Annotated in this window: 16 protein-coding genes; 11 read left to right on the top strand and 5 right to left on the bottom strand. The window is 62.1% G+C overall.

The annotated features are described in order from the left end of the window. Nucleotides 1-2: 2 nt before the first annotated feature. Together xseA and BFP99_RS19335 are read right to left on the bottom strand one after the other, a co-directional pair. On the bottom strand, nt 3-1,382 hold the full coding sequence (xseA, locus tag BFP99_RS19340; RefSeq protein ID WP_065924857.1) for an exodeoxyribonuclease VII large subunit: 1,380 nt from the start codon (nt 1,380-1,382) through the stop codon (nt 3-5). Between the two features lie 10 nt (nt 1,383-1,392). Continuing rightward, nucleotides 1,393-2,283 carry a LysR family transcriptional regulator gene (locus BFP99_RS19335; protein WP_065924856.1) on the bottom strand — a complete coding sequence of 297 codons (891 nt, stop codon included), beginning with the start codon at nt 2,281-2,283 and terminating at the stop codon, nt 1,393-1,395. Nucleotides 2,284-2,382: 99 nt separating this feature from the next. On the opposite strand from BFP99_RS19335, the gene BFP99_RS19330 reads away from it, so the two are divergent. From BFP99_RS19330 to guaA, 4 genes are all read left to right on the top strand, one after another. Beyond that, on the top strand, nt 2,383-3,150 hold the full coding sequence (locus BFP99_RS19330; protein ID WP_065947923.1) for a sulfite exporter TauE/SafE family protein: 768 nt from the start codon (nt 2,383-2,385) through the stop codon (nt 3,148-3,150). 91 nt (nt 3,151-3,241) lie between these two features. Beyond that, a complete protein-coding gene (locus BFP99_RS19325; RefSeq protein WP_065924854.1) occupies nt 3,242-3,790 on the top strand; it encodes a sugar ABC transporter ATPase in 549 nt (182 codons plus the stop codon). 104 nt (nt 3,791-3,894) lie between these two features. Beyond that, nucleotides 3,895-5,364 carry an IMP dehydrogenase gene (gene guaB / locus BFP99_RS19320; protein WP_017478674.1) on the top strand — a complete coding sequence of 490 codons (1,470 nt, stop codon included), beginning with the start codon at nt 3,895-3,897 and terminating at the stop codon, nt 5,362-5,364. An 80-nt stretch (nt 5,365-5,444) separates the two neighbouring features. Then, on the top strand, nt 5,445-7,022 hold the full coding sequence (gene guaA / locus BFP99_RS19315) for a glutamine-hydrolyzing GMP synthase (protein WP_027605430.1): 1,578 nt from the start codon (nt 5,445-5,447) through the stop codon (nt 7,020-7,022). A gap of 71 nt (nt 7,023-7,093) precedes the next feature. Here guaA and BFP99_RS19310 read toward each other — a convergent pair whose 3' ends face one another. Next, nucleotides 7,094-10,153 (bottom strand): membrane-targeted effector domain-containing toxin, encoded by a 3,060-nt coding sequence (locus tag BFP99_RS19310; RefSeq protein WP_065947922.1) that lies wholly within the window; start codon nt 10,151-10,153, stop codon nt 7,094-7,096. Between the two features lie 65 nt (nt 10,154-10,218). Further along, nucleotides 10,219-10,923, bottom strand: a complete 705-nt coding sequence (treR, locus tag BFP99_RS19305) for a trehalose operon repressor (protein ID WP_027605432.1) — start codon at nt 10,921-10,923, stop codon at nt 10,219-10,221. 238 nt (nt 10,924-11,161) lie between these two features. On the opposite strand from treR, the gene treP reads away from it, so the two are divergent. From treP to BFP99_RS19280, 5 genes are all read left to right on the top strand, one after another. After that, entirely contained in the window at nt 11,162-12,604 is a 1,443-nt protein-coding gene (gene treP / locus BFP99_RS19300) for a PTS system trehalose-specific EIIBC component (RefSeq protein WP_065947921.1), read from the top strand. Between the two features lie 56 nt (nt 12,605-12,660). Continuing rightward, entirely contained in the window at nt 12,661-14,307 is a 1,647-nt protein-coding gene (gene treC / locus BFP99_RS19295; RefSeq protein ID WP_065947920.1) for an alpha,alpha-phosphotrehalase, read from the top strand. Between the two features lie 164 nt (nt 14,308-14,471). After that, nucleotides 14,472-15,692, top strand: a complete 1,221-nt coding sequence (locus BFP99_RS19290; protein WP_065947919.1) for a maltoporin — start codon at nt 14,472-14,474, stop codon at nt 15,690-15,692. Between the two features lie 61 nt (nt 15,693-15,753). After that, nucleotides 15,754-18,267 carry a phosphoenolpyruvate--protein phosphotransferase gene (gene ptsP, locus BFP99_RS19285; RefSeq protein ID WP_065947918.1) on the top strand — a complete coding sequence of 838 codons (2,514 nt, stop codon included), beginning with the start codon at nt 15,754-15,756 and terminating at the stop codon, nt 18,265-18,267. A 2-nt stretch (nt 18,268-18,269) separates the two neighbouring features. After that, nucleotides 18,270-18,548: a PTS transporter subunit EIIB gene (locus BFP99_RS19280; protein WP_065947917.1), complete on the top strand. Its 279-nt coding sequence runs from the start codon at nt 18,270-18,272 to the stop codon at nt 18,546-18,548. A 302-nt stretch (nt 18,549-18,850) separates the two neighbouring features. Here BFP99_RS19280 and mltF read toward each other — a convergent pair whose 3' ends face one another. Further along, on the bottom strand, nt 18,851-20,311 hold the full coding sequence (gene mltF / locus BFP99_RS19275) for a membrane-bound lytic murein transglycosylase MltF (protein WP_065947916.1): 1,461 nt from the start codon (nt 20,309-20,311) through the stop codon (nt 18,851-18,853). A 286-nt stretch (nt 20,312-20,597) separates the two neighbouring features. Between mltF and purL the strand changes: the two genes are divergently transcribed. Continuing rightward, nucleotides 20,598-24,494 (top strand): phosphoribosylformylglycinamidine synthase, encoded by a 3,897-nt coding sequence (gene purL, locus BFP99_RS19270; protein WP_065947915.1) that lies wholly within the window; start codon nt 20,598-20,600, stop codon nt 24,492-24,494. A gap of 4 nt (nt 24,495-24,498) precedes the next feature. Next, entirely contained in the window at nt 24,499-24,810 is a 312-nt protein-coding gene (locus tag BFP99_RS19265) for an NGG1p interacting factor NIF3 (RefSeq protein WP_065924847.1), read from the top strand. Nucleotides 24,811-24,863 lie beyond the last annotated feature (53 nt).

Here is a 24,863-nt window from a genome sequence, read left to right as displayed (position 1 = left end):
AATCAATCCAATAACGAAAGGGTGACGGGGGTCAGGTGGTTATCTTCCACCCGCACCTGCAATTGGCCTTCACCGAGGCGCGCGGTGAGGCGCTGGCCGGTGTGGGTCTGCGCGGCGTTGCGGATGGCCTGGCCACGCTCGTCGAGCAAAATGCTGTAGCCACGGCCCAAGGTTGCCAGCGGGCTGACTACGTGCAACGTCTGCACCTGGCTTTGCAGTTGCAGGCGACGCGCCTTGAGGCCTTCGCGCATGGCGCGGGGCAGGCGTTCGGCAAGGCTGTCCAGGCGCTGGCGCAGCAGGGCCAACTGGCGCCCCGGATGCTGGCCGGCGAGACGGGTTTCCAGGCGGATCAGGCGTTCGCGGCGGGTATTGAGGCTGCGCTCGAAGGCGCGGCGCAGGCGCATATCCAGGTCATCCAGGCGCTGGGCCTGCTGGCGCAGACGTTCGCCGGGGTGCCGCAGGCGCCGGGCCATGCCTTCCAGGCGCAGGCGGTCGTGGGTCAGGCGATTGCGCATCAGCATCACCAAGCGGCGGTGCAGGCTTTCGACCTGGCGCACCAGGTTGCCGGCGTCGGGGGCCAGCAACTCAGCGGCCGCCGAAGGTGTGGGCGCGCGTACGTCGGCAACGAAATCGCTGATGGACACATCGGTTTCATGGCCGACGGCACTGACGATTGGCGTCACGCAAGCATCCACTGCCCGCGCCACGGCTTCTTCGTTGAAGCACCAGAGATCTTCCAGCGAACCGCCGCCACGGGCCAGGATCAGCGCGTCAAAGCCACGGGCATCCGCCAGCTTCAGCGCGCGCACAATCTGCGGGATCGCTTCGCGGCCTTGTACGGCGGTGGGGATCAACGTCAATTGCACCTGGGGCGCGCGACGACGGAACACGCTGATGATGTCGCGGATCACCGCACCGGTGGGCGAACTGATAATGCCGATGCGGCGCGGGTGCGCGGGCAGCGGCACCTTGCGTTCGGCACTGAACAGGCCCTCGGCGCTGAGTTTTTCCTTCAGGGCATCGAAGGCCAGGCGCAGCGCGCCATCCCCGGCGGGTTCGACGGTATCGAGGATCAACTGGTAGTCGCCACGGCCCTCGAACAGCGAGACCTTGCCGCGTACCTTCACCGCCAGGCCATCCTTCAACGCCTGGCGGACCCGCGCGGCGTTATTGCGAAACAGCGCACAACGCACCTGGGCGCCACTGTCCTTGAGGGTGAAGTACACATGGCCGGAGGCCGGGCGGGCGAGGTTGGAGATCTCGCCTTCGACCCAGATATTGGTGAACACGTCTTCCAGCAACACCCGCGCGCGGCCGTTGAGCTGGCTGACAGTCAGGACTTCGCGGTCCAGGCCCAAGCGGGCAAAGGGATCTTTAATCATGGACGGCAGTTTATAGGCATTCGTGCAGGGTTTGACAGAACTGCTCCACCAACGCGCTCGGTGACTGCTGGCAGGCCAGGGCGACGGTGCTCAGGCAGTCCGGGTCGGCCAGGGGCAAAAAGTGCACGTTGGCGGGGGCGATGTCCTGCATGGACTTTGGCAGCAAGGCTATACCGAAACCGGCCTGGATCAACTGCAACTGGGTGGTTTTGCGTGACATCACTCGCGCGGCCTTGGGGAAAAATCCCGCACGCATGCACAGTTCGGCCGACAGATAACTCAGGCCGCCACGCTGGGGATGGGGGATCGAGATAAACGCCTGGTCTTTCAGTTGCTCCAGTTCGATGGGCGCCTGGCTGCGTGCCAGCGCATGACTCGCAGGCACGGCCAGCAGCAGGGGTTCGCTGTATAAAGGCATGACCCGTACACCTTCGCGCTGGCGCAGCACGGGTAAACGCAGCACCCCGACTTCCAGGCGACCGTCGGCGATTTCTTCCAGCTGCGCTTCGGAGGACAGTTTGCCGATATCCATCGACACCCCAGGGCAGCGCTCCAGCCAGGTGCCGATGCCTTGCAGTAAAGGCCCGCTCATCGGCACGGTGCTCGAATGGCTGAGGCGCAGTGTGCCCAATTCGCCGTTGCCCACTTGGGTCGCCATCTGGCTGGCCTTGAGCAATTCGCCCAGCAGGTTGCGCGCCCGTGGATAGAAGGCTTCACCGGCGGCAGTCAGCCGCGGCTGGCGCGCGGTGCGTTCGAACAGCGGGGTTCGCAGTTGGTTTTCCAGCTCCTTGATCTGCCGGCTCAGGGCCGATTGCGCCACGAACAAACGTTCGGCGGCGGCACTGAAGCTGCCGCTGTCGGCGATTTCGACGAAGTAACGCAGTTGGCGGGTGGAGATCACACGTCATGCCTTTTCGAGATGGGTGGAGGGCTTTGAAGATATTAGTCGCATCCCTTACCGATGGCTAAAGTGATGGTCATCTCCAATAAGGAATTACCCATGAGCCCGGTTGAGCTGATGAGTCAGTGGTCGTTTGGTGGTATGGATTGGCTGGTGATCGGCCTGGGCGTGGTGGTGGCCTATATCGTGTTCGGCATCGCCGGTTTTGGCACGGCGCTGGTGGCGGGGCCGATCCTGATTGTGTTTATGCCGCTGTCGAAGATCATCCCGCTGCTGGTGCTGCTGGATTTCGTCGCGGCCTTCGGCGGCCTGCTGCAAACGCGCCGGGACGTGAACAAGCCGGAGCTGCTGCGATTGCTGCCGTGCATGGCGATTGGCTGCACCCTGGGCGTGGTGTTTCTGCTCAACCTGCATTCGGACCTGTTGCTGCTGCTGATGGGGCTGTTTATCAGCGCCTATGCGATCTACAGCCTGGCGGTGAAAACCCGGCCAACGCAGCTGGCCGCTGGCTGGTCGATCCCCATGGGCACCGTAGGCGGGTTGTTCGGTGCGTTGTTCGGCAGTGGTGGCTTTTTATATGCAATCTACCTCAACAGCCGCTTGCCCAAGGACGCGGCGCGCGCCACCCAAAGCGCGCTGATCAGTTGCAGCACGGTGGTGCGCCTGAGCCTGTTCCTGATCGCCGGGGTGTATGCTGACTGGCCGCTGTTGATGTTGGCGCTGTGCCTGCTGCCGGCGATGGCCCTGGGGCTGTGGTGTGGGCGCAGGCTGACCATGCGCATGTCCCGCGAGGCCTTCGTCCGGCTGGTGACGTGGTTGGTGCTGGCCAGTGGCATTGCGTTGATTGGGCGGTACTTGAGCACTTGACCTGATTTCTTCAGGGATTAAGCTGCCGTCCTCCCGGGCCTCATCGCGGGCTTGTCCGCGATGAGGCCAGAAGCCACGCCGCAGGTCTCCCATGAATTCCCAAAGCATCCTTGTCCCGAAAATCTCCACCTTGCCCGTCCACGAACCCCGCGCCCGGGCGATCGTGCGGTGGCTGGTGCGCAAGAACATCATCAAGGAAGAACTGACCACCTGTGGCCGCACCGGCAACCGCATGGCCTATGCCCTGGCCGACGGCGCCCGCGCCGTGGTGCTGCACCCCGAGGCGCTGCCGTTCAACGAGCCGGTCAACGGCCTGGAGATCATCTACAAGCGCTGCATCTATACCCCGGCCAAGGGCTTTCTCGAGGAGGCCGGCTGCCCGGAATGCCTCAAGGAAGTCGGCGAGGCGCTGTTCGAAAGCCTGGAAGACTGGATGCCCGGCCACACCGACAACTTCACCTGCCCGCTGTGTGGGCATGAAGATGACATCAACGGTTTTCTGTTCCTGCAGGCGTGCGGGTTTTCCAACCTGGGGTTCATCTTCAACAACTGGGCGGAGGCGGGGTTCAAGCAGAGCTTTATCGACGAATTCGCCGATTGGCTGGACCAGAAGATCAGCTGGGTCAAAGTCGAGCTGTAGTCCTTCTATCACTATTCCCAAATATGTCAGAGTTTTACATTGAGACCTGGGGGGTGTCTGAGTATAATGGCGCGCTTCCATTTTCCCGCTCGGGAGCCCCCGCGATGCTGCGTATCAGCCAAGAAGCTCTGACATTCGACGACATTCTCCTAGTGCCCGGTTATTCCGAGGTGCTTCCTAACGAAGTCAGTCTCAAGACCCGCCTAACCCGTGGCATCGAGCTGAATATTCCCCTGGTTTCCGCTGCCATGGACACCGTCACCGAAGCCCGTCTGGCCATTGCCATGGCCCAGGAAGGCGGCATCGGCATCATCCACAAGAACATGACCATCGAGCAGCAAGCTGCCGAAGTGCGCAAGGTCAAGCGTTACGAAGCCGGTGTGGTGAAGGATCCGATCACCATCGAAGCCGACGCTACCGTGCGTGACCTGTTCGACCTGACTCGCCTGCACAACATCTCCGGCGTTCCGGTACTGCACGATGGCGACCTGGTCGGCATCGTCACTTCCCGTGACGTGCGTTTCGAGAACCGTCTTGAAGTCACCGTCCGCGAAGTGATGACGCCTAAAGAGCGCCTCGTGACTGTCAAGGAAGGCGCCGACAAGAACGATGTGCGCGAACTGCTGCACAAGCACCGTATCGAGCGCGTGCTGATCGTCGACGACAAATTCGCCCTCAAAGGGATGATGACCGTCAATGACATCGAAAAAGCCAAGGCTTACCCGCTGGCCAGCAAGGATGACCAAGGTCGTCTGCGCGTCGGCGCTGCGGTCGGTACCGGCAAAGACACTGGCGACCGCGTGGCGGCCCTGGTCGCTGCCGGCGTTGACGTGGTAGTGGTCGACACTGCCCACGGTCACTCCAAAGGCGTGATCGACCGCGTTCGCTGGGTCAAGCAGAACTTCCCTGAGGTGCAGGTGATCGGCGGCAATATTGCCACCGGCGCGGCCGCCAAGGCCCTGGCCGAAGCCGGTGCCGATGCGGTCAAGGTCGGTATCGGCCCTGGCTCGATCTGCACCACGCGTATCGTTGCCGGTGTGGGCGTGCCGCAAATCAGCGCCATCGCCAACGTCGCCGCTGCCCTTGAAGGCACTGGCGTACCGTTGATCGCCGACGGCGGCATTCGTTTCTCCGGTGACCTGTCCAAGGCTATCGTTGCCGGTGCTTCCTGCGTGATGATGGGCTCGATGTTCGCCGGTACCGAAGAAGCGCCGGGCGAGATCGAACTGTTCCAGGGCCGTTCCTACAAGGCTTACCGCGGCATGGGTTCGCTGGGCGCCATGTCCCAGGCGCAAGGCTCTTCCGACCGTTACTTCCAGGACTCCTCGGCAGGCGCCGAGAAGCTCGTGCCGGAAGGCATCGAAGGCCGTGTGCCGTACAAGGGCACCCTGAGCGCCATCATCCATCAACTGATGGGCGGCCTGCGTTCCTCGATGGGCTACACCGGCAGCGCCGACATCGAAGAAATGCGCACCAAGCCAGAGTTCGTGCGGATCACCGGCGCCGGCATGGCTGAATCCCATGTCCACGACGTGCAGATCACCAAGGAAGCGCCAAACTACCGCGTAGGTTGAGGCTTCCAGCAAAATGTTAAGTAACCGGGGCTGTTCTTCAGCCCCGAGTTGTTTCTGATTCATTAGACGAGACTGACTTCATGGCCCTCGACATTCACGCCCACCGCATCCTGATCCTCGACTTCGGTTCCCAGTACACCCAACTGATCGCCCGCCGCGTGCGTGAAATCGGCGTGTACTGCGAACTGCACCCGTTCGACATGGATGACGAAGCGATTCGCGAATTCGCACCGAAAGGCGTCATCCTCGCCGGTGGCCCCGAGTCCGTGCACGAAGCCAACAGCCCGCGTTGCCCGCAAGCCGTGTTCGACCTGGGCGTTCCTGTCTTTGGTATCTGCTACGGCATGCAGACCATGGCCGAGCAACTGGGCGGCAAGGTTGAAGGTTCCGAGCTGCGTGAATTCGGTTATGCCCGTGTCGACGTGGTCGGCAAGAGCCGCCTGCTGGACGGCATCGAAGACCACATCGACGCCGATGGCCTGTTCGGCCTCGACGTATGGATGAGCCACGGTGATAAGGTCACCAGGATGCCGGAAGACTTCCACATCCTGGCCAGCACCCCGAGCTGCCCGATCGCCGGCATGTTCAGCGACGAGCGTCGTTACTACGGCGTGCAGTTCCACCCGGAAGTGACCCACACCAAGCAAGGCGGGCGCATCCTGTCGCGCTTCATCCTCGACATCTGCGAGTGTGAAGCCCTGTGGACCCCGTCGAAAATCGCTGAAGACGCGATCGCCAACGTACGCGCCCAGGTCGGCACCGACAACGTGCTGCTCGGTCTGTCCGGCGGCGTTGACTCCTCCGTGGTCGCTGCGCTGCTGCACAAGGCCATCGGCGACCAACTGACCTGCGTGTTCGTCGACAACGGCCTGCTGCGCCTGCACGAAGGCGAGCAGGTAATGGCCATGTTCGCCGAGAACATGGGCGTCAAGGTGATCCGCGCCAACGCCGAAGAGCAGTTCTTGAACAACCTGGCCGGCGAATCCGACCCGGAGAAGAAGCGCAAGATCATCGGCCGCACTTTCATCGACGTATTCGATGCCCAGTCCAACAAGCTGGACAACATCAAGTACCTCGCCCAGGGCACCATCTACCCCGACGTGATCGAGTCGGCCGGCGCCAAGAGCGGCAAGGCCCACGTGATCAAGTCCCACCACAACGTGGGTGGCCTGCCTGAGGAAATGAACCTCAAGCTGGTAGAACCGCTGCGCGAACTGTTCAAGGACGAAGTCCGCCGTCTGGGCCTGGAACTCGGCCTGCCGTACGATATGGTCTACCGCCATCCATTCCCCGGCCCGGGCCTGGGCGTGCGCATCCTCGGTGAAGTGAAAAAGGAATACGCCGACCTGCTGCGCCGTGCCGACCACATCTTCATCGAAGAACTGCGCAAGGCCGACTGGTACCACAAGGTCAGCCAGGCGTTCGTGGTGTTCCAGCCGGTTAAGTCCGTAGGCGTTGTAGGCGATGGCCGTCGTTACGCCTGGGTCGTGGCCCTGCGTGCCGTGGAAACCATCGACTTCATGACCGCCCGTTGGGCACACCTGCCGTACGAACTGCTGGAAACCGTCAGCGGCCGTATCATCAATGAGATCGAAGGTATTTCGCGCGTTACTTATGACGTGTCGAGCAAGCCGCCGGCGACGATTGAGTGGGAATAAGCAAGGCGAGCCTGAATGGCCTGCGTTGAGTGAGTAAAAAACCTGGCCTCGGCCAGGTTTTTTATTGCCTGTCAGGCAGGAAGCCGACTTTGCAGGCTCATGCCCATATTGGTAAGGGCGCTGGACAGCTGTTCCAGCGTGGGGAACCGTATGTCATGCACGCCTGCCCAGGCCGGGCGGTCGATGTAAAAGCTGCCGTCGGCCAGTCGATTGATGGGGGTCGCAACGATGCCCCTGTCTCTGCTGTGGTGCCGCAGGGTGTAGTTGCCCTGGTTTTTGTCGATCAGGTACATGCCCTTGCGAAACAGCAGTCGCTGCTGTTGCTCCAGCGTCCTGTGCACCGGCGGGGCTTCCACTTGTACGCGTAGGTCGGCATTCAAGGTGTCGAAGCTGTCGCCGACGCTTTCATGACTGGGGGCGTTGTCGCGATCAATGGCGATGCCGGGGTCGATACGCACCTCGTTACCTTGCCCCGGAAAGACCTCTTCTATACGCAGCCCGATACCTCCTTCCAGTTCACTGAGACCGGCGAATCCATTAAAGGTATTGATGTTTCTGGCCCCGGTCAGTACCAGCCATTTACCGCCGCCGTTCAGCGCTATGTCGGCTTGGATAAGGAGGTGGGCGAGGTAATTGCTCATCACCTGCTCTGAAAGATCGGCGATAGGGGTGGGGTATTTGTAATGGGCTGCGCAATCGATAGCCTGCACGCGTATGCCATTGGCCCTGGCGGTCTTGACCAGTTCCAGTTCATTGAACTGCCCGGATGGATCGGTGCCCAGCTTGCCAAGGTAGCTTTCCAGGTCCTCCGGCATCTTGCCGGTCTGGAAGTAGTGGTTCAGATCATCCTGGGCGAAGTCGTTGAGCAGGCGCCGCATATACAGGGTTTTCACGCCCTTGCGCGCGAAGAGCGGCATGTTGTTGATCAGCAGGCGGGTGCTGCTGATACGGTCCAGGGTTTCGCCGATGACGTAGCCCGGTAGGTCTTCGGGCAGGCGTTCGAGGACTTCTTCGAAGGCCGTTGTCGGTTCAAAGGCGGGGATGTCCGGACGAGGTGGCAGGCGGGTCCAGGACAGTTCCTTGTAGAAGTCTTGCGCCGATTGCAGCAGTTTGCGGTGCGTTTCGCCGAAGTAGTAGGTGAAGCGGTCAATACGGCCGAAGCGGCTGTGAACATGGGTTTCAGTGAGGCCCATTGCCCAGCGTTTCACTTCCGGGCGGGTGGATGGCGGGGTATCGAAGGGGCTGGTCACCCTGCGCAGCGAGTGGGGTGGCGTGGTCATCGCTTGTGGCGGTGGCGGGACCCGCGAGGGGGCCGGCCCCCGGGCGCTTTTGCTGGAGTTTCCCCCGCCGCCTTTCAAGCCGTTGCTGTGGGGCACAGGTTCCCATTCGTTGAGTTCGTTCAGGCGCACCGGCAGCGCGCCGGAAAAGCCATGGGGGTTGTTCGGGTCGACAATCGCCCAATGCCCACGACCGTTGGGGTCGGCTTCGTAGCGCACGTAATAGGCTTGATCGTTCATCAGGATGGCTTGCTGAGGCATGCCGTCGGAGGTCCGCAGGCTATAGACCTGCTGGAATTTTCCGGGGGCGGTATCCAGGTGTTCTCCTTCCAGTATCAGGTTGGCCTGGTAGGTGGCAGGTACCGCAGGCTCAGGCACCGGCGGTGCGCTGGCGGGCGCTGTGGGCGGCGTCAACTCAATGGGCTCCACTGCGAGGGTGTCGGCCGCTTCGGCGATATCGGGCATGACCCCGTCGGCTTTCAACAGTGCCAGGTTAAACAGCGTATCGATGGCACTGAATACCGCGCCCAGCTCCCCGGCGTGGCGTTCGGCCGGGGTCTTGCCGTTGATGGCCTGGTCGATGTTCAGGCCAAGATTTGCCGCACTGGCCCCCACGACCACCAACGCCACCGGCCAGCCGACCACGGCCATCGGGCCAAAGGTTTTGCCAAAGGCGTTCAGGTAGCCGATCCAGAGTTTCTTGCGCAGGTCGCCATTGCTGCGCAGGGAAAAATCCGCGTCATTGCGCATGCGCGTCTGACTCGATTGCGCCAGCCAGGTAAAGGCATCGTCCTCGATGGCCTGGTCGGCTTGATTGATCAGGCGGTGGTCCCAGGTGCCCCAGTCGACAAACAACTGGTCGAGTTGGTGGGACAGGCCCTTGTCCACCCAGTCCGGCGGCAGGGTACCCGCCAGGGCCTGGGCGGTGCGATAGATCAGCACGGGGGTGAGCAGCATCTGTTTCCACGTCACGGCAGCGGTGTCGTCCTGCTGGATCTGCGCCGACAGCGGGAAATGGGCCATGAAGCGGGCGCGGTTATCCGGGTGGCTGGTCTGGTTCAGCAGCCAGAAATGCAGGTCGGCAGGGGTCTCGAAACAGTGGAAGGCCTGTGACTCGCCCGGTACATAAAGGATTTGCCGCCCATCGCCGTCGACGATGCGCAGGATATCCGTGGCGGTATGTCCACCGATATCCAGCGCCGCCACACGCAGCCCGCCGGCTGAAGTGGCCTTGGCCTGCAGGTTGGACAGGGTTGGGGGCCAGCACAGATTGCTGGCCAGGGCCCGAATCACCGTCTGCAACTGTGACGTGGTGAGATCCCCGGCCTGTCGTGCTTGCAGGGCCTCGGCCAGGCAGTTGACCTTGGCCAGGGTGCGAAAATCATCGAAGTGAGCGCTCCAGAATGCATCCATGCGCGTGGTGTAGCGATCGCTGAAATTGATCGCCCAGAAGTCCTTGAGCACCGCGCTGGCGGACAGCCGCACTTCGTTATGCTGATCGAATAACCGCGCCTCGGCACCCTCGCGATAAAAGCCACCATCACCGTCGAGCAGGTCGGCATTGTCCTGGTCATGTACCTCGAAGCGGTGAATGACCAGCTGCGTCAGCGTCATCGACGCCTGGGGTTTTTCGTTGTGGCTCCAGCCCGTAAACGTCGCCGGGTCACCGACACCGCCGGTGAAGCGGTGCCAGTGCACGTGATCGGGATCCAGGGTCGCCAGACCGTGTTTTGCGAGAATCTCGCGGGCGGCCTCGATGGCCATCCTCTGCATGTTCGGGCACGCATCCAGCACGATGGGCGCCAGGGCCCTGAGTTGTTGCTGAGCGGCGGGGGAGGTGTCGGCAAGCGGCATGCTGCTCTCCTTAAGGGGGAAGAGCCGAGCATGCCAAGCCGTTTAGACGGGCGATGGGTAGATAGTTAGCGCCTGGCGATATCGGAGAAGTAAAACTTATCCAACGTATGCCGCGACTCGGTGTACTCGAACTGTCGCCCGTCCTGCAAAAACGTCTGGTTGCTCACCACGATCACATGGCTTTGCCCTTCGAGGTCCAGGTGCGTCTGGTCGTCCTTGCTGCGGGGCAGGGCTTCGATGGTGCGCTGGGCGTAGCTGATCTGCAGTTGCAAGGTCTGCTCGATGAAGGCGTAGATCGACTGTTCGGCGATCGCCTGGTCCAGGCCTGGGATCAGGTCGGCGACGAAGTGGTTGATGTCGAGGATCACCCGTTTGCCGCCGATGCGTCGTACCCGTTTGATGCGTGTGATGAGGCTGCCGGGTTCGGCCTCGATGTGTTGCAACAATGGGCCTTCCAGGGGGAGCTGGGTGAATTCGACCACTTCGGTGCGTACGTCATCGCCCAGGTCGGCGTGGGTTTCGTGAAAGCTGACGATGCCGCCGAGTTGGAACTCAATCGGGTTGGGCGAGAGCACGAAGGTGCCCTTGCCGTGGATCTTTTGCGCAAACCCACGTTCCTGCAGTTGCTCGATGGCGCGACGCACGGTGCCTCGGCTGGCCTGGTAGCTGTCCATCAATTCGGTTTCGGAGGGCAGGCGCGTGCCGCGTTGCAGGCGTTCGGTGGTGATGCTGGCAAGCAGATCGGTATAGATCTGGTTGTATTTGCTCATGGATAGGGCTCTGTGCCGCGTTGGCGTTCAAGGCAGGAACCTTAGAGGCAGAGCGGGAGTTTGTCCATTAGACCCATGGATTTCTGCGGCTTGCAGCACAGCGGTGTCCTGCAGGGAATAAACAAAATCAAACTCGTACAGACGAGTTGTTGCTTTAACTCGTCTGTACGAGTACTTTTGCCTTCGGCGTGCTGCCAATGACTGCCCCCAATAAAAAAAATCAAAGTGGAAACCAAGCATGAGCCACGACTATTCCAACATTGCCCGCGAGATCCTCGAGTACCTCGGGGGCAGCGACAACCTTGAGCAAGCTGCCCACTGCGTGACCCGCCTGCGCCTGGCGCTCAAGGATCCGAGCCTGGTCAACAACAGCGCGTTGAACCAGGTCGAACTGGTCAAGGGCTCGTTCTTCACCGGCGGTTTGTTCCAGGTGGTGATCGGCCCCGGCGAAGTGGAAAAGGTCTACGCCGCCCTGCGCGAACAGACCGGCCTCGCCGCCGCCACCATCGCCGATGTGAAGAAGAAGGGCGCCGACAAGACCAACGCCATGCAGCGCCTGGTACGGGTGTTCTCCGATGTGTTCATGCCGATCCTGCCCGCGTTGATCATCGCCGGCCTGCTGATGGGCGTGAACAACCTGATGGGCGCCAAGGGCATGTTCATCGAGGGCCAGACGCTGCTGGAGGCGTATCCGAACCTGGATGGCCTGTGGAGCCTGATCAACCTGATGGCCAACACCTCGTTCGTGTTCCTGCCGGCGTTGGTGGGTTGGTCGGCGGCCAAGCGCTTTGGCGGCAGTGAAATCCTCGGCATCGTGCTCGGCCTGATGCTGGTGCATCCCGATCTGCTCAATGCCTGGAACTACGGCAAGGCGGTCGCCGGGCTCGACGGCCAGAGCCTGCCGTACTTCGATATTTTCGGTTGGTTCAAGATCGAGAAAGTCGGCTACCAGGGGCAGATCCTGCCGATCCTGATGGCGGCGTATGTCATGAGCGTCATCGAGAAATGGCTGCGCGCTCGTGTGCCCAACGCCATTCAATTGCTGGTCGTGCCAATCACCACCATCGTCGTCACCGGCGTGCTCGCGTTGGCGATCATCGGCCCGGTGACCCGTCACCTCGGCATCCTGATCACCGAAGGCGTGGTCACCCTGTTTGACCTGGCGCCGATGGTTGGCGGAGCGATTTTCGGGCTGCTGTACGCGCCGCTGGTGATCACCGGCATGCACCACATGTTCCTCGCCGTGGACCTGCAACTGATCTCCACCCAGGGCGGCACGTTTATCTGGCCGATGATCGTGATGTCCAACCTGGCCCAGGGCAGCGCCGCGCTCGCGGTGTTCTACACCACCCGCAATGCGCGGGATAAAAGCATGGCCTCGACCTCAGCGATTTCCGCGTACTTCGGCATCACGGAACCGGCGATGTTCGGGGTGAACCTGCGCTTCAAGTTTCCGTTTTACGCGGCCCTGGTGGGCTCGGCGCTGGGCAGCATTTTCCTGTCGCTGAACAAGGTGCAGGCCTCGGCCATCGGCGTCGGTGGTTTACCTGGGTTTATCTCGATCGTGCCGCAATCCATCGCGATGTTTGTGATCGGGATGGTCATCGCGATGGTCGTGCCGTTTGTACTGACCTGTGCGTTGAGCATGAAGATTGTTCGGCCGGGTTATCGCGTCGCCTGATCAATCGCCATCGAGGCCCGAGAGGCCAGCACAAAACTCTACTGAAGGAACCCACCATGCAAGACTGGCAACACTCGGTGATCTACCAGATCTACCCCAAGAGCTTCCACAGCCACGCGGGTAACGCCACCGGTGACCTGCTGGGCATCGTGGACAAACTCGACTACCTCAAATGGCTGGGCGTGGATTGCCTGTGGATCACCCCGTTCCTGCGCTCGCCGCAACGGGACAACGGCTACGACATCAGCGACTACTACGCCATCGACCCCAGCTACGGGACCATGGCCGACTGCGACCTGCTGATCAGCGAAGCGGCCAAGCGTGGCATCAAGCTGATGCTCGACATTGTGGTCAACCACACCTCCATCGAGCATGAGTGGTTCCAGCAGGCGCGCAGCAGCCTCGACAACCCCTACCGCGACTTCTACATCTGGCGCGACCAGCCGAACAACTGGGAATCCAAGTTCGGCGGGTCAGCCTGGGAATACGAGGCGCAAACCGGCCAGTACTTCCTGCACCTGTTCGACCACACCCAGGCCGACCTCAATTGGGACAATCCCCAGGTGCGTGCCGAGGTGTTCAAGTTGATGCGCTTCTGGCGTGACAAGGGCGTGGGCGGTTTCCGCCTGGACGTGATCAACCTGATCTCCAAGCCCGCCGATTTCCCCGAAGACAACAGCGACGGGCGCCGCTTCTACACCGACGGCCCGAACGTGCATGAATACCTGCAGGAGATGCACCGCGAAGTCTTTGAAGGCCATGACCTGATCAACGTCGGCGAGATGTCGTCCACCAGCCTTGAGCATTGCATTCGCTACTCGCGGCCAGAGTCGAAAGAGCTGTCGATGACCTTCAACTTTCATCACCTGAAAGTCGATTACCCGAACCTGCAGAAGTGGGTGAAGGCTGACTTCGACTTCCTGCAACTCAAGCAGATCCTCTCCGACTGGCAACTGGGCATGCAGGCCGGTGGCGGCTGGAACGCGCTGTTCTGGTGTAACCACGATCAACCCCGGGTGGTCTCGCGGTTTGGTGACGACGGTGAGCATCGCGTGGTCTCGGCCAAGATGCTCGCCACCGCGCTGCACTTCCTCCAGGGCACGCCGTTCGTGTACCAGGGCGAAGAACTGGGCATGACCAATCCGGGCTTCGACAGCATCGATCAGTACCGCGATGTGGAGACCCTGAACATCTTCCGCCTCAAGCGCGATGCCGGTGAATCCGAAGCGGCGAGTATGGCGGCGATCATGCAGAAGTCCCGCGACAACGGCCGTACGCCGATGCAGTGGAACGCGCAGCCGAATGCGGGTTTCAGTAGCGGCGAGCCCTGGATCAGCCTCCCGGCGAATGCCGCGCAGATCAACGTTGAACACCAGCGCGACGATCCCGACTCCGTGCTGCATCACTACCGCGCACTGATCGCCCTGCGCCGTCACGAACCGCTGATTCAAGAGGGGGTTTACCGCCAACTGCTGCAAGACCATTTGCAGGTCTGGGCGTACCTGCGCGAAGGCCACGGCGAGCGCCTGCTGGTGCTGAACAACTTCTACGGCCAGCCCTGTGAGGTCCAGCTGCCTGGCGACGTGATCGAGGCCGCGACCGAGCAACGCCTGCTGATCAGCAACTACCCCGACTGCCCGCGACGCTCGGCCACGGTCGTCTTGCGTCCCTACGAATCGTTCGTGCTGCACCTGATTGATTGATACGCCCCCTGTAGGAGCGAGCTTGCTCGCGAAAAACCTGAGAGCGCCGCGTTAAACCAGTATCGCTGCGTAATCGTTGGCGTTCTTCGCGAGCAAGCTCGCTCCTACAGGGAATCGTGTCGTGCAAGGACAGTAATAAAACAATAAAAATAGAAGGAGCATTCATGAAAACAACAATAAAGCTGGGCCTCGTTGCATCCTGCCTGAGCCTGCCATTCGGCGCGCAGGCCCTGGAATTTGCCGGTTACTTGCGCAGCGGCGCGGGGACGTCGACAGGCAGTGGCAAGCAGCAATGTTTCCAGTTGCCGGGGGCGCAAACCAAATATCGACTGGGCAACGAATGCGAGCAGTACGCCGAACTGGAACTGCGTCAGGACCTGCTGACCCTCGACGATGGCTCGGTGCTCAGCGTCGACGCCATGGCGTCGCTGTACAACCAATACGACCGCGCCCTTAAATTCCAGGGCGAAGACAACGGCTCGGCGCGCATGCCGCAGATGTATGCGCAGTGGTCGAACCTGCCTGCCCTCAATGGCGGTTCGCTGTGGGCCGGTCGGCGTTACTACAAACGCAATGACATCCATATTTCCGACTTCTACTACTGGAACCAGAGCGCCACCGGCGGCGGAATCGAGGACGTGCTGATCGGCGACCTCAAGTACAGCTACGCCATTTCGCGCAAGGACAACCTGTACCAGAAGGAATACGCCACCCGTCACGACTTCAACGTCGCGGGCTTCAAGACCAACCCCGGCGGCGAGCTGGAGCTGGGCTTGAGCCATATCGAAAAGGCCGGCGGGCGCGACACCCACAGCGGCTGGGCGCTCACCGCGCAGCATGTGCAAAAAAACTTCCTGGGCGGCAAGAACAAATTCGCTTTGCAGTACGGCGAAGGCCCCGGCACCGGCCTGGGCTACACCGGCAATACCTTCCTGGATAACAGCAGCAAAAGTTATCGCGCCGTGGAGTTCTTCGACTGGCAGGTGACCCCGCGTTTTGGTGGGCAGATCGAGGCGGTGTACCAGAAGGATATTCGCCCCGGCAGCCAGGACCAGACCTGGATGTCCATCGGCGTGCGCCCTGCGTATGCGATCAGCGAACAATTCAAGTTGGTCACCGAGCTTGGGCATGATCAGGTCGATGCCACCGGCGGCACGCGCAAGCTGAGCAAATTTACCTTTGCCCCGACCTGGTCGCCCAACGGCCCGGATTTCTGGGCGCGGCCGGAAGTGCGTTTGTACTACACCTATGCGACCTGGAACGAAGCGGCCAAGCGTGCAGCGAATGAACTGGCGGCGGGCTCGGCGTTGTCCGACACCGGCGCCTATGGCACCGCGCGGCATGGGTCGAACGTTGGCGTGCAGGTTGAATACTGGTGGAAATAAGTCATCCATGGGATAGGCATCCACCCAAGGATCTTTACAGAACAAAACAGCAGGTGACGTCATGACCGCAACTCAACCCCTGGAACTGCTGGCGCCCTTGTCCGGCGTGCTGCTGGCACTGGACAAGGTGCCTGACCCGGTGTTCGCCAGCCGCATGATCGGCGACGGCCTGTGCATCGATCCCACCTCGCAGACCCTGTGCGCCCCCCTGGCCGGGGTGATCAGCAATATCCAGGACAGTGGGCATGCGGTCAGCGTCACCGACGACAACGGCGTGCAGGTGCTGATGCATATCGGCCTGGACACCGTGAGCCTGGCCGGCAAGGGCTTCACCCGCCTGGTCGAGGAAGGCCAGCGGGTAGAAGCCGGGCAAGCCTTGATCGAATTCGATGCCGACTATGTGGCACTCCACGCACGCAGTTTGCTGACCTTGATGCTGGTGGTCAGCGGCGAGCCGTTCACGCCGTTGGCAAGCGGCCTGGTGGAACGGGGCCAGCCGGTGTTGCAGGTAGCGCCCGGCAACCGGGTAGAGGAGGCCGATGAGGAGGAGGGCGATGCACGCTTCTCAAAGCCGTTGACCTTACCCAACGCCAACGGTTTACACGCGCGCCCGGCCGCCGTGTTTGCACAAGCCGCGAAAGGTTTTAACGCGAGCATTTACCTGCACAAGCAAACCCAGAGTGCCAACGCCAAGTCGCTGGTGGCGATCATGGCGCTGCAAACCGTGCAGGGCGATACCTTGCAAGTGAGTGCGGCCGGTGACGATGCCGAGGCGGCGATCCAAGCGCTGGTCGCGCTGTTGCTTGAAGGCTGCGGCGAGGCCATTGCGGCGCCGGCTGCACAGCTTGAAGCGCCCGTGCCGGTATCGTCGGCGACGCTGCTGCGAGGCGTTTGCGCATCGCCGGGATCGGCGTTTGGCCAGGTGGTCCAGGTTGCTGAGCCCGAGCTGAAGGTGACTGAACAGGGCGCTGGCGAGGCGTTCGAGCGCGGCGCTTTGGACCGTGGCTTGCTGGCTGCAACCGAAGCGCTGCAAGCCCTGCAAACCCAGGCGGCAGGCAGTGCCCAGGCGGAGATTTTCCGCGCCCATCAGGAATTGCTCGAAGACCCGACGCTGCTGGAACAAGCCCACGGCCTGCTGGCCGAAGGCAAGAGCGCCGCATTTGCCTGGAACAGCGCCACGGTCGCCACTGCCCAGCTGTTCCAGAACCTGGGCAATGCCCTGTTGGCCGAACGTGCGGCGGACCTCGCGGATGTCGGCCAGCGTGTGCTGAAGCTGATCCTCGGAATTCAAGACCGCGCCTGGGACCTGCCCGACCGCGCGATCCTGGTCGCCGAGCAACTGACGCCTTCGCAAACCGCCAGCCTCGATCCCCAAAAGGTGCTGGGGTTTGTCACCGTCGGCGGCGGGGCGACCAGCCATGTGGCGATCCTCGCCCGTGCCTTGGGCTTGCCGGCGATCTGCGGGGTGCCGGAGCAGGTCTTGGCGCTGGCGAATGGCAAGCAGGTGCTGCTGGATGCCGATAAAGGCGAGCTGCATCTGGCGCCGAACCTGGCTGAAATCGAACGCTTGGAAGTGGCTCGCCAACAACAGGTGCAGCGGCATCAGCGCGATGTGGCGCAGGCTGCGTTGCCCGCCATCACCCGCGATGGTCATCACGTCGAGGTCACGGCCAACGTCGCTTCGCTTCAGGAGGTGGAGCAATCCCTGACCCTAGGGGGTGAAGGCGTGGGCCTGCTGCGCTCGGAATTCCTCTACCTCGACCGTAACCGCGCGCCGAGCCCCGAGGAACAGGCCACCACTTACAGCGCCATCGCCCGTGCCCTGGGTACTGAACGCAACCTGGTGGTGCGCACCCTGGACGTGGGCGGCGACAAACCGTTGGCCTACGTGCCGATGGAAGCGGAGACCAACCCATTCCTGGGTTTGCGCGGGATTCGCCTGTGCCTGGAGCGTCCACAGCTACTGCGCGAGCAGTTGCGCGCCATCCTCGCCAGTGCCGGCCTGACGCGGCTGCATATCATGTTACCGATGGTCAGCCTGTTGTCGGAGCTGCACCTGGCGCGCAAGATCCTTGAAGAAGAGGCGCTGGCGCTGGGGCTTGTCGAGCTGCCGAAGCTGGGCATCATGATCGAAGTGCCGTCCGCCGCCTTGATGGCCGACGTGTTTGCGCCCCATGTGGATTTTTTCTCCATCGGCACCAACGACCTGACCCAATACACCCTGGCCATGGACCGCGATCACCCACGGCTGGCCAGCCAGGCCGACAGCTTTCACCCGGCGGTATTGCGCCTGATTGCCACCACCGTCAAGGCCGCTCATGCCCACGGCAAATGGGTGGGCGTCTGCGGCGCGTTGGCGTCGGAAGCGCTGGCCGTGCCGTTGTTGATCGGGTTGGGGGTCGATGAGTTGTCGGTCAGCGTGCCGTTGATCCCGACCATCAAGGCCACCGTGCGCGAGTTGGACCTGGTCGACTGCCAGAGCATCGCCCGCCAGGTGCTGGGCCTGGAAGAAGCCGCCCAAGTGCGCGAGGCCCTGCGCGACTATCAAACAGCCACCGTTGTGCTGGAGAACTGAGCATGTTGGATAAATTGAAGCAGGCGTTCTGGAAGGCCCTGACCCCGGATTTGATCGCCGAGACGGTCGAGGCACCGACGCAGAATCTGTTGTCGCCCGAAGTGCTGAGTGCGTTGGGGGGTGCGGATAACCTCAAGTCGCAACAGCGGGTGGCGCTGACGCGGGTGAGGGTGCAGTTGCAGGATGTGGGACGATTGGATGAGGCGGCGTTGAAAGCAGCGAGTGTGCCGGCGGTGATGGTGTTGCCGGGCGGTGTTGTGCACCTGATCACCGGTTTATAAGACGACGTCGATCAACGTTGAGCCATTTGAATGAGCTGCAGTTCGTGTGTGGTGAGCGGGCCTCTCTGGTGAGCAGGCTTTTTGTGGTGAGCGGGCTTGCCCCGCGCTGGGCTGCGAAGCGGCCCCAATAGGGCCGCCGCGATTTTTCAGGAAAACCGTAGCGCCTGGTTTTGGGGCGGCTTCGCCACCCAGCGCGGGGCAAGCCCGCTCACCACAAAAAGCCCGCTCACCACAAAAGCCCCGTCACTACAAAGGCCCGATCACCGGCCCGCTTACCACAAAGCGCTCTCCCACACGGGTACCTAGAGCTTCGGGTTGTCTTCCGGCGGTTTGGTCTTGTCCACACCCGGCACATGCAGATTACCTTCCACCACCTGGTTACCCTCCAGCTGGGGCTGGGTCACCCAGGTCAGGATGTCGTAGTAGCGCCGGATGTTCGCCACGAAGTGCACCGGCTCGCCGCCTCGGGCGTAACCGTAGCGGGTCTTGCTGTACCACTGCTTCTGCGACAGGCGCGGCAGCATCTTCTTCACATCCAGCCACTTGTTCGGGTTCAGGCCTTCCTTCTTCGCCAGGATGCGCGCGTCGTCCAGATGGCCGGTGCCGACGTTATAAGCAGCGAGGGCGAACCAGGTGCGGTCGGGCTCGGCGATCTTGTCGTCCAGCTCGTCCTTGATCTTGGCCAGGTACTTGGCGCCGCCCATGATGCTTTGCCTGGCATCCAGGCGGTTGGACACGCCCATGGCCTGGGCGGTGTTCTGGGTCAGCATCATCAGGCCGCGCACGCCGGTCTTTGAGGTGACCGCCGGTTGCCACAGCGATTCCTGATAACCGATAGCCGCAAGCAGGCGCCAATCGACTTTTTCTTCCTTGGCGTAGGCGCGAAAGTGTTTCTCGTATTTGGGCAGCCGCTGCTGCAAATGCTGGGCGAAGGTGTAGGCGCCGACATAGCCGAGTACATCGACGTGCCCGTAATAGCGGTCTTTAAGGCGTTGCAGGGTGCCGTTCTTTTCCACCTTGTCCAGGTAGCTGTTGATCTCGTTGAGCAGGCTGTTGTCGTCGCCGGCCGCCACGGCCCAGCTCTGGTTGCAGGCATTGCCGAGGTCGAACGCCACCCGTACGTTGGGGAAGTACACTTGGTTCATCGCCACTTCGTTGGAGTCCACCAGGGTCAGGTCGATTTGCCCCTCGTCCACCATGCGCAGCAGGTCGACCACCTCGACAGCATCGGATTCTTCGTATTCGATGGCCGGGTTCTGCTTTTTAAGCGCCGCCAGTTGTTCGGCGTGGGTGCTGCCCTTGAGCACCATGATCTTCTTGCCCACCAGGTCCGCCGCGTTCGTCGGGCGTGACTGGCCGTTGCGGTAGATGATCTGCGGGGTGACTTCCAGGTAAGGATGGGAGAAACGCACCTGTTGCTGGCGCTGCTCGCTGCTGACCAGGCCGGCGGCGGCGAGCACCGGGCCGTTGGGTTTGCCCAGCTGGCCGAACAGGTCATCGAGGTTGTCGGCGGTCTCGATTTCCAGCTTCACGCCCAGGTCATCGGCAAAACGCTTGACCAGTTCGTATTCGAAACCGGTTTCACCGTTGCGGTCCTGGAAGTAAGTCGCCGGGCTGTTTCGGGTAATCACCCGCAATACGCCATCCTCCTTGATTCGCTCGAGCGTGCTGGGTTTATCAACACAGGCGCTGAGCATCAGGAAGAGTCCGGTGACGATGAGCCATCTGGCGCATCGCGGGCGCAAAGCAGTTGGGGAGAACATCTGCGCAGTATACGCAAACGGCCCACGGCGCCATATCTCGACAGCGGCGGACTTGTCTGCTAGCGCCGCCAAAACTGTGCTGCAACCCGCAGAAACGTGGCTTGGCGCCCGATTGTGACGGTTAAAATAACTGCGCGGAATGCCTTGGATAACGCCCCGATAGCGTGCAAACCGTGCCAACTGACGTTCGGCAGCCGCCAGCGGTGCCGTTTCGGGTGCCGTTGGCGATGGTTTACGCTAGAATGCACGGCCTCAAAGCACACCCCTTCCCGAGGCTGTCCCGAAGATGTTGATCCTGCGCGGCGCTCCTGCCCTTTCTGCCTTTCGCCACAGCAAACTCCTTGAACAACTGAGCCAGAAGGTTCCAGCGGTTACAGGCCTGTATGCTGAATTTGCTCACTTCGCCGACGTTACCGGCGTCTTGACCGCCGACGAACAGCAAGTGCTCGCACGCCTTCTGAAGTACGGCCCAAGCGTTCCCGTTCAAGAGCCGACCGGCCGCTTGTTCCTGGTTCTGCCACGGTTCGGCACCATCTCGCCCTGGTCGAGCAAGGCCAGCGACATCGCCCGCAACTGCGGCCTGGCGAGCATCCAGCGCCTGGAGCGCGGTATTGCCTTCTACGTTGCCGGCCAGTTCAGCGACGCCGAGGCCGAGCTGATCGCCAGCAGCCTGCACGACCGCATGACCCAGATCATCGTCAGCCAGTTGGAACAAGCTGCCGGCCTGTTCAGCCACGCCGAGCCCAAGCCGCTGACCGCGATTGACGTGCTGGGCGGTGGCCGCGCTGCGCTGGAGAAGGCCAACACCGAGCTGGGCCTGGCCCTGGCCGAAGACGAGATCGACTACCTGGTCAACGCCTTCACCGGTCTCAAGCGCAACCCCCACGACATCGAACTGATGATGTTCGCCCAGGCCAACTCCGAGCACTGCCGTCACAAGATCTTCAACGCCAGTTGGGACATCGACGGCGAGAACCAGGAAAAAAGCCTGTTCGGCATGATCAAGAACACCTACGTGATGCACAGCGAAGGCGTTCTGTCGGCTTATAAGGACAACGCCTCGGTCATCGTCGGCTCGGTTGCCGGCCGCTTCTTCCCGGACCCTGAAACCCGCCAGTACGGCGCGGTGCAGGAGCCGGTGCACATCCTGATGAAGGTCGAGACCCACAACCACCCGACCGCGATTGCCCCGTTCCCGGGCGCGGCCACCGGTTCCGGCGGCGAGATCCGCGACGAAGGTGCCACCGGCCGTGGCGCCAAGCCAAAGGCCGGCCTCACCGGTTTCACCGTGTCCAACCTGCAGATCCCAGGCTTCGAGCAGCCGTGGGAAGTGCCGTACGGCAAGCCTGAGCGCATCGTCACCGCACTCGACATCATGATCGAAGGCCCGCTGGGCGGCGCCGCGTTCAACAACGAATTCGGGCGCCCGGCGCTGACCGGCTACTTCCGTACCTTCGAACAGTCCATCACCACCCCTCATGGTGATGAAGTGCGCGGTTACCACAAGCCGATCATGTTGGCCGGCGGCATGGGCAACATCCGTGAAGAACACGTCAAGAAAGGCGAGATCCTGGTCGGCTCCAAGCTGATCGTGCTCGGCGGCCCGGCGATGCTGATCGGCCTGGGCGGCGGCGCGGCTTCCTCCATGGCCACCGGCACCAGCTCGGCCGACCTGGACTTCGCTTCCGTACAGCGCGAAAACCCAGAGATGGAACGTCGCTGCCAGGAAGTCATCGACCGTTGCTGGCAGTTGGGTGACAAGAACCCGATCAGCTTCATCCACGACGTCGGCGCCGGTGGTTTGTCCAACGCCTTCCCGGAACTGGTCAACGATGGTGACCGTGGTGGCCGTTTCGAACTGCGCAACATTCCAAACGACGAGCCGGGCATGGCCCCGCACGAAATCTGGAGCAACGAATCCCAGGAACGTTACGTACTGGCGGTCGGCCCTGAAGACTTCGCGCGCTTCCAGGCCATCTGCGAACGCGAGCGTTGCCCGTTTGCCGTGGTCGGCGAAGCCACTGCCGAGCCGCAGTTGACGGTGACCGACAGCCACTTCGGCAACAACCCAGTGGACATGCCACTCGAAGTGCTGCTGGGCAAAGCCCCGCGCATGCACCGTTCGGCGGTGCGTGAAGCCGAGCTGGGCGATGATTTCGACCCAAGCGCCCTGGACCTGGCCGACAGCATCGAACGTGTGCTGCACCACCCGGCCGTGGCGAGCAAAAGCTTCCTGATCACCATCGGCGACCGCACCATCACCGGCCTGGTGGCCCGTGACCAGATGGTCGGCCCATGGCAGGTGCCGGTGGCCGACGTTGCCGTCACCGCTACCAGCTTCGACGTCTACACCGGTGAAGCCATGGCCATGGGCGAGCGTACGCCGCTGGCCCTGCTGGACGCCCCGGCGTCGGGCCGCATGGCCATTGGTGAAACCCTCACCAACATCGCCGCGTCGCGCATCGGCAAGCTGTCCGACATCAAATTGTCGGCCAACTGGATGTCCGCTGCCGGTCACCCAGGTGAAGACGCGCGTCTGTACGACACCGTGAAAGCGGTCGGCATGGAGCTGTGCCCGGAGCTGGGCATCACCATTCCGGTGGGCAAGGACTCCATGTCCATGGCCACCCGTTGGAACGATGAAGGCGTGGACAAGAGCGTCACCTCGCCGCTGTCGCTGATCGTCACCGGCTTTGCGCCGGTCACCGACATCCGCCAGACCCTGACCCCGCAACTGCGCATGGACAAGGGCACCACCGACCTGATCCTGATCGACCTGGGCCGTGGCCAGAACCGCATGGGCGCCTCGATCCTCGCGCAAACCCACGGCAAGCTCGGCAAACAGGCGCCGGACGTGGATGACGCCGAAGACCTGAAAGCCTTCTTCGCCGTGATCCAGGGCCTCAACGCCGACGGCCACCTGCTGGCCTACCACGACCGTTCCGACGGTGGTCTGCTGACCAGCGTGGTCGAGATGGCCTTCGCCGGTCACTGCGGCCTGAACATCGTGCTCGACAGCGTTGCCGAGGACGCCTCTGAAATCAACGGCATCCTCTTCAACGAAGAGTTGGGCGCGGTGATCCAGGTGCGCCAGGACGCCACGCCGGACGTCCTCGCACAATTCAGCGCCGCTGGCCTGGACGACTGCGTGGCGGTGATCGGCCAGCCGATCAACAACGGTGAAATCAACATCTCGTTCAACGGCGACACCGTGTTTGCCGGCCAGCGCCGCTTGCTGCAACGCCAGTGGGCCGAGACCAGTTACCAGATCCAACGCCTGCGTGACAACGCCGACTGCGCCGAGCAGGAATTCGACGTGATCCTGGAAGAAGACAACCCGGGCCTGAGCACCAAGCTCAGCTTCGACGTCAACCAGGACATCGCCGCGCCGTACATCAAGAAAGGCATCCGCCCACAGGTTGCCGTGCTGCGTGAGCAGGGCGTCAACGGCCAAGTGGAAATGGCGGCTGCATTCGACCGCGCCGGCTTCAATGCGATCGACGTGCACATGAGCGACATCCTCGCCGGTCGCGTTGACCTCAATGAGTTCAAGGGCCTGGTGGCCTGCGGTGGTTTCTCCTACGGCGACGTACTGGGTGCCGGTGAAGGCTGGGCCAAGTCGGCGCTGTTCAACAGCCGTGCCCGCGACGCGTTCCAAGGTTTCTTCGAGCGCAACGACAGCTTCACCCTGGGTGTGTGCAACGGTTGCCAGATGATGTCCAACCTCCACGAGCTGATCCCGGGCAGCGAGTTCTGGCCGCACTTCGTGCGTAACCGTTCCGAGCAGTTCGAAGCCCGCGTCGCCATGGTGCAGGTGCAGGAATCCAACTCGATCTTCCTGCAGGGCATGGCCGGTTCGCGCATGCCAATCGCCATCGCCCACGGTGAAGGCCATGCCGAGTTCGAAAGCGAAGAGGCGTTGCTCGAGGCCGATCTGTCCGGCTGCGTGGCCATGCGTTTCGTCGACAACCACGGCAAGGTCACCGAAAGCTACCCGGCCAACCCGAACGGCTCGCCGCGCGGGATCACCGGCCTCACCAGCCGCGACGGTCGCGTGACCATCATGATGCCGCACCCGGAGCGCGTGTTCCGCGCCGTGCAGAACTCCTGGCGCCCGGAAGAATGGAACGAAGACGGTGCCTGGATGCGCATGTTCCGCAACGCCCGCGTGTGGGTGAACTAAGACCGTGTACAAGCTCGCCTTCTTCGTGCCCGACAGCCATGTGGAGACGGTGAAAACCGCCGTCTTCGCTGCTGGCGGCGGACGCATCGGCGACTACGACCGCTGCGCCTGGCAAGTGCTGGGCCAGGGCCAGTTTCGCGCGTTGGACGGCAGCCAGCCGTTTATCGGGCAGGTTGGCCAGGTTGAAGTGGTTGAAGAGTGGAAGGTCGAGTTGGTGGTGGCCGATGAGTGGGTCAAGGCGGTTGTCGCGGCCTTGAAGCTCAGCCACCCCTACGAGACACCGGCGTATGAAGTGTGGCAGTTGGCAGATTTCTGATCGGCTGGCTGTTAAAACAAGAAACCCGCTGGGCCAGTTTGGCCAGCGGGTTT

It is taken from the genome of Pseudomonas sp. 1 R 17 (genome assembly GCF_900067035.1).
Classification (GTDB): domain Bacteria; phylum Pseudomonadota; class Gammaproteobacteria; order Pseudomonadales; family Pseudomonadaceae; genus Aquipseudomonas; species Aquipseudomonas marginalis.
The sequence above is the reverse complement of the archived record's forward strand: the minus strand, read 5'-3'. Positions and strand labels throughout refer to the sequence as shown.

Bases quoted from the DNA above. Each gene is read 5' to 3' on its own strand.
- xseA (WP_065924857.1), bottom strand. From the start codon at position 1,382: ATGATTAAAGATCCCTTTGCCCGCTTGGGCCTGGACCGCGAAGTCCTG.
- BFP99_RS19330 (WP_065947923.1), top strand. From the start codon at position 2,383: ATGAGCCCGGTTGAGCTGATGAGTCAGTGGTCGTTTGGTGGTATGGAT.
- BFP99_RS19325 (WP_065924854.1), top strand. From the start codon at position 3,242: ATGAATTCCCAAAGCATCCTTGTCCCGAAAATCTCCACCTTGCCCGTC.
- guaB (WP_017478674.1), top strand. From the start codon at position 3,895: ATGCTGCGTATCAGCCAAGAAGCTCTGACATTCGACGACATTCTCCTA.
- guaA (WP_027605430.1), top strand. From the start codon at position 5,445: ATGGCCCTCGACATTCACGCCCACCGCATCCTGATCCTCGACTTCGGT.
- BFP99_RS19310 (WP_065947922.1), bottom strand. From the start codon at position 10,153: ATGCCGCTTGCCGACACCTCCCCCGCCGCTCAGCAACAACTCAGGGCC.
- treR (WP_027605432.1), bottom strand. From the start codon at position 10,923: ATGAGCAAATACAACCAGATCTATACCGATCTGCTTGCCAGCATCACC.
- treP (WP_065947921.1), top strand. From the start codon at position 11,162: ATGAGCCACGACTATTCCAACATTGCCCGCGAGATCCTCGAGTACCTC.
- treC (WP_065947920.1), top strand. From the start codon at position 12,661: ATGCAAGACTGGCAACACTCGGTGATCTACCAGATCTACCCCAAGAGC.
- BFP99_RS19290 (WP_065947919.1), top strand. From the start codon at position 14,472: ATGAAAACAACAATAAAGCTGGGCCTCGTTGCATCCTGCCTGAGCCTG.
- ptsP (WP_065947918.1), top strand. From the start codon at position 15,754: ATGACCGCAACTCAACCCCTGGAACTGCTGGCGCCCTTGTCCGGCGTG.
- BFP99_RS19280 (WP_065947917.1), top strand. From the start codon at position 18,270: ATGTTGGATAAATTGAAGCAGGCGTTCTGGAAGGCCCTGACCCCGGAT.
- mltF (WP_065947916.1), bottom strand. From the start codon at position 20,311: ATGTTCTCCCCAACTGCTTTGCGCCCGCGATGCGCCAGATGGCTCATC.
- purL (WP_065947915.1), top strand. From the start codon at position 20,598: ATGTTGATCCTGCGCGGCGCTCCTGCCCTTTCTGCCTTTCGCCACAGC.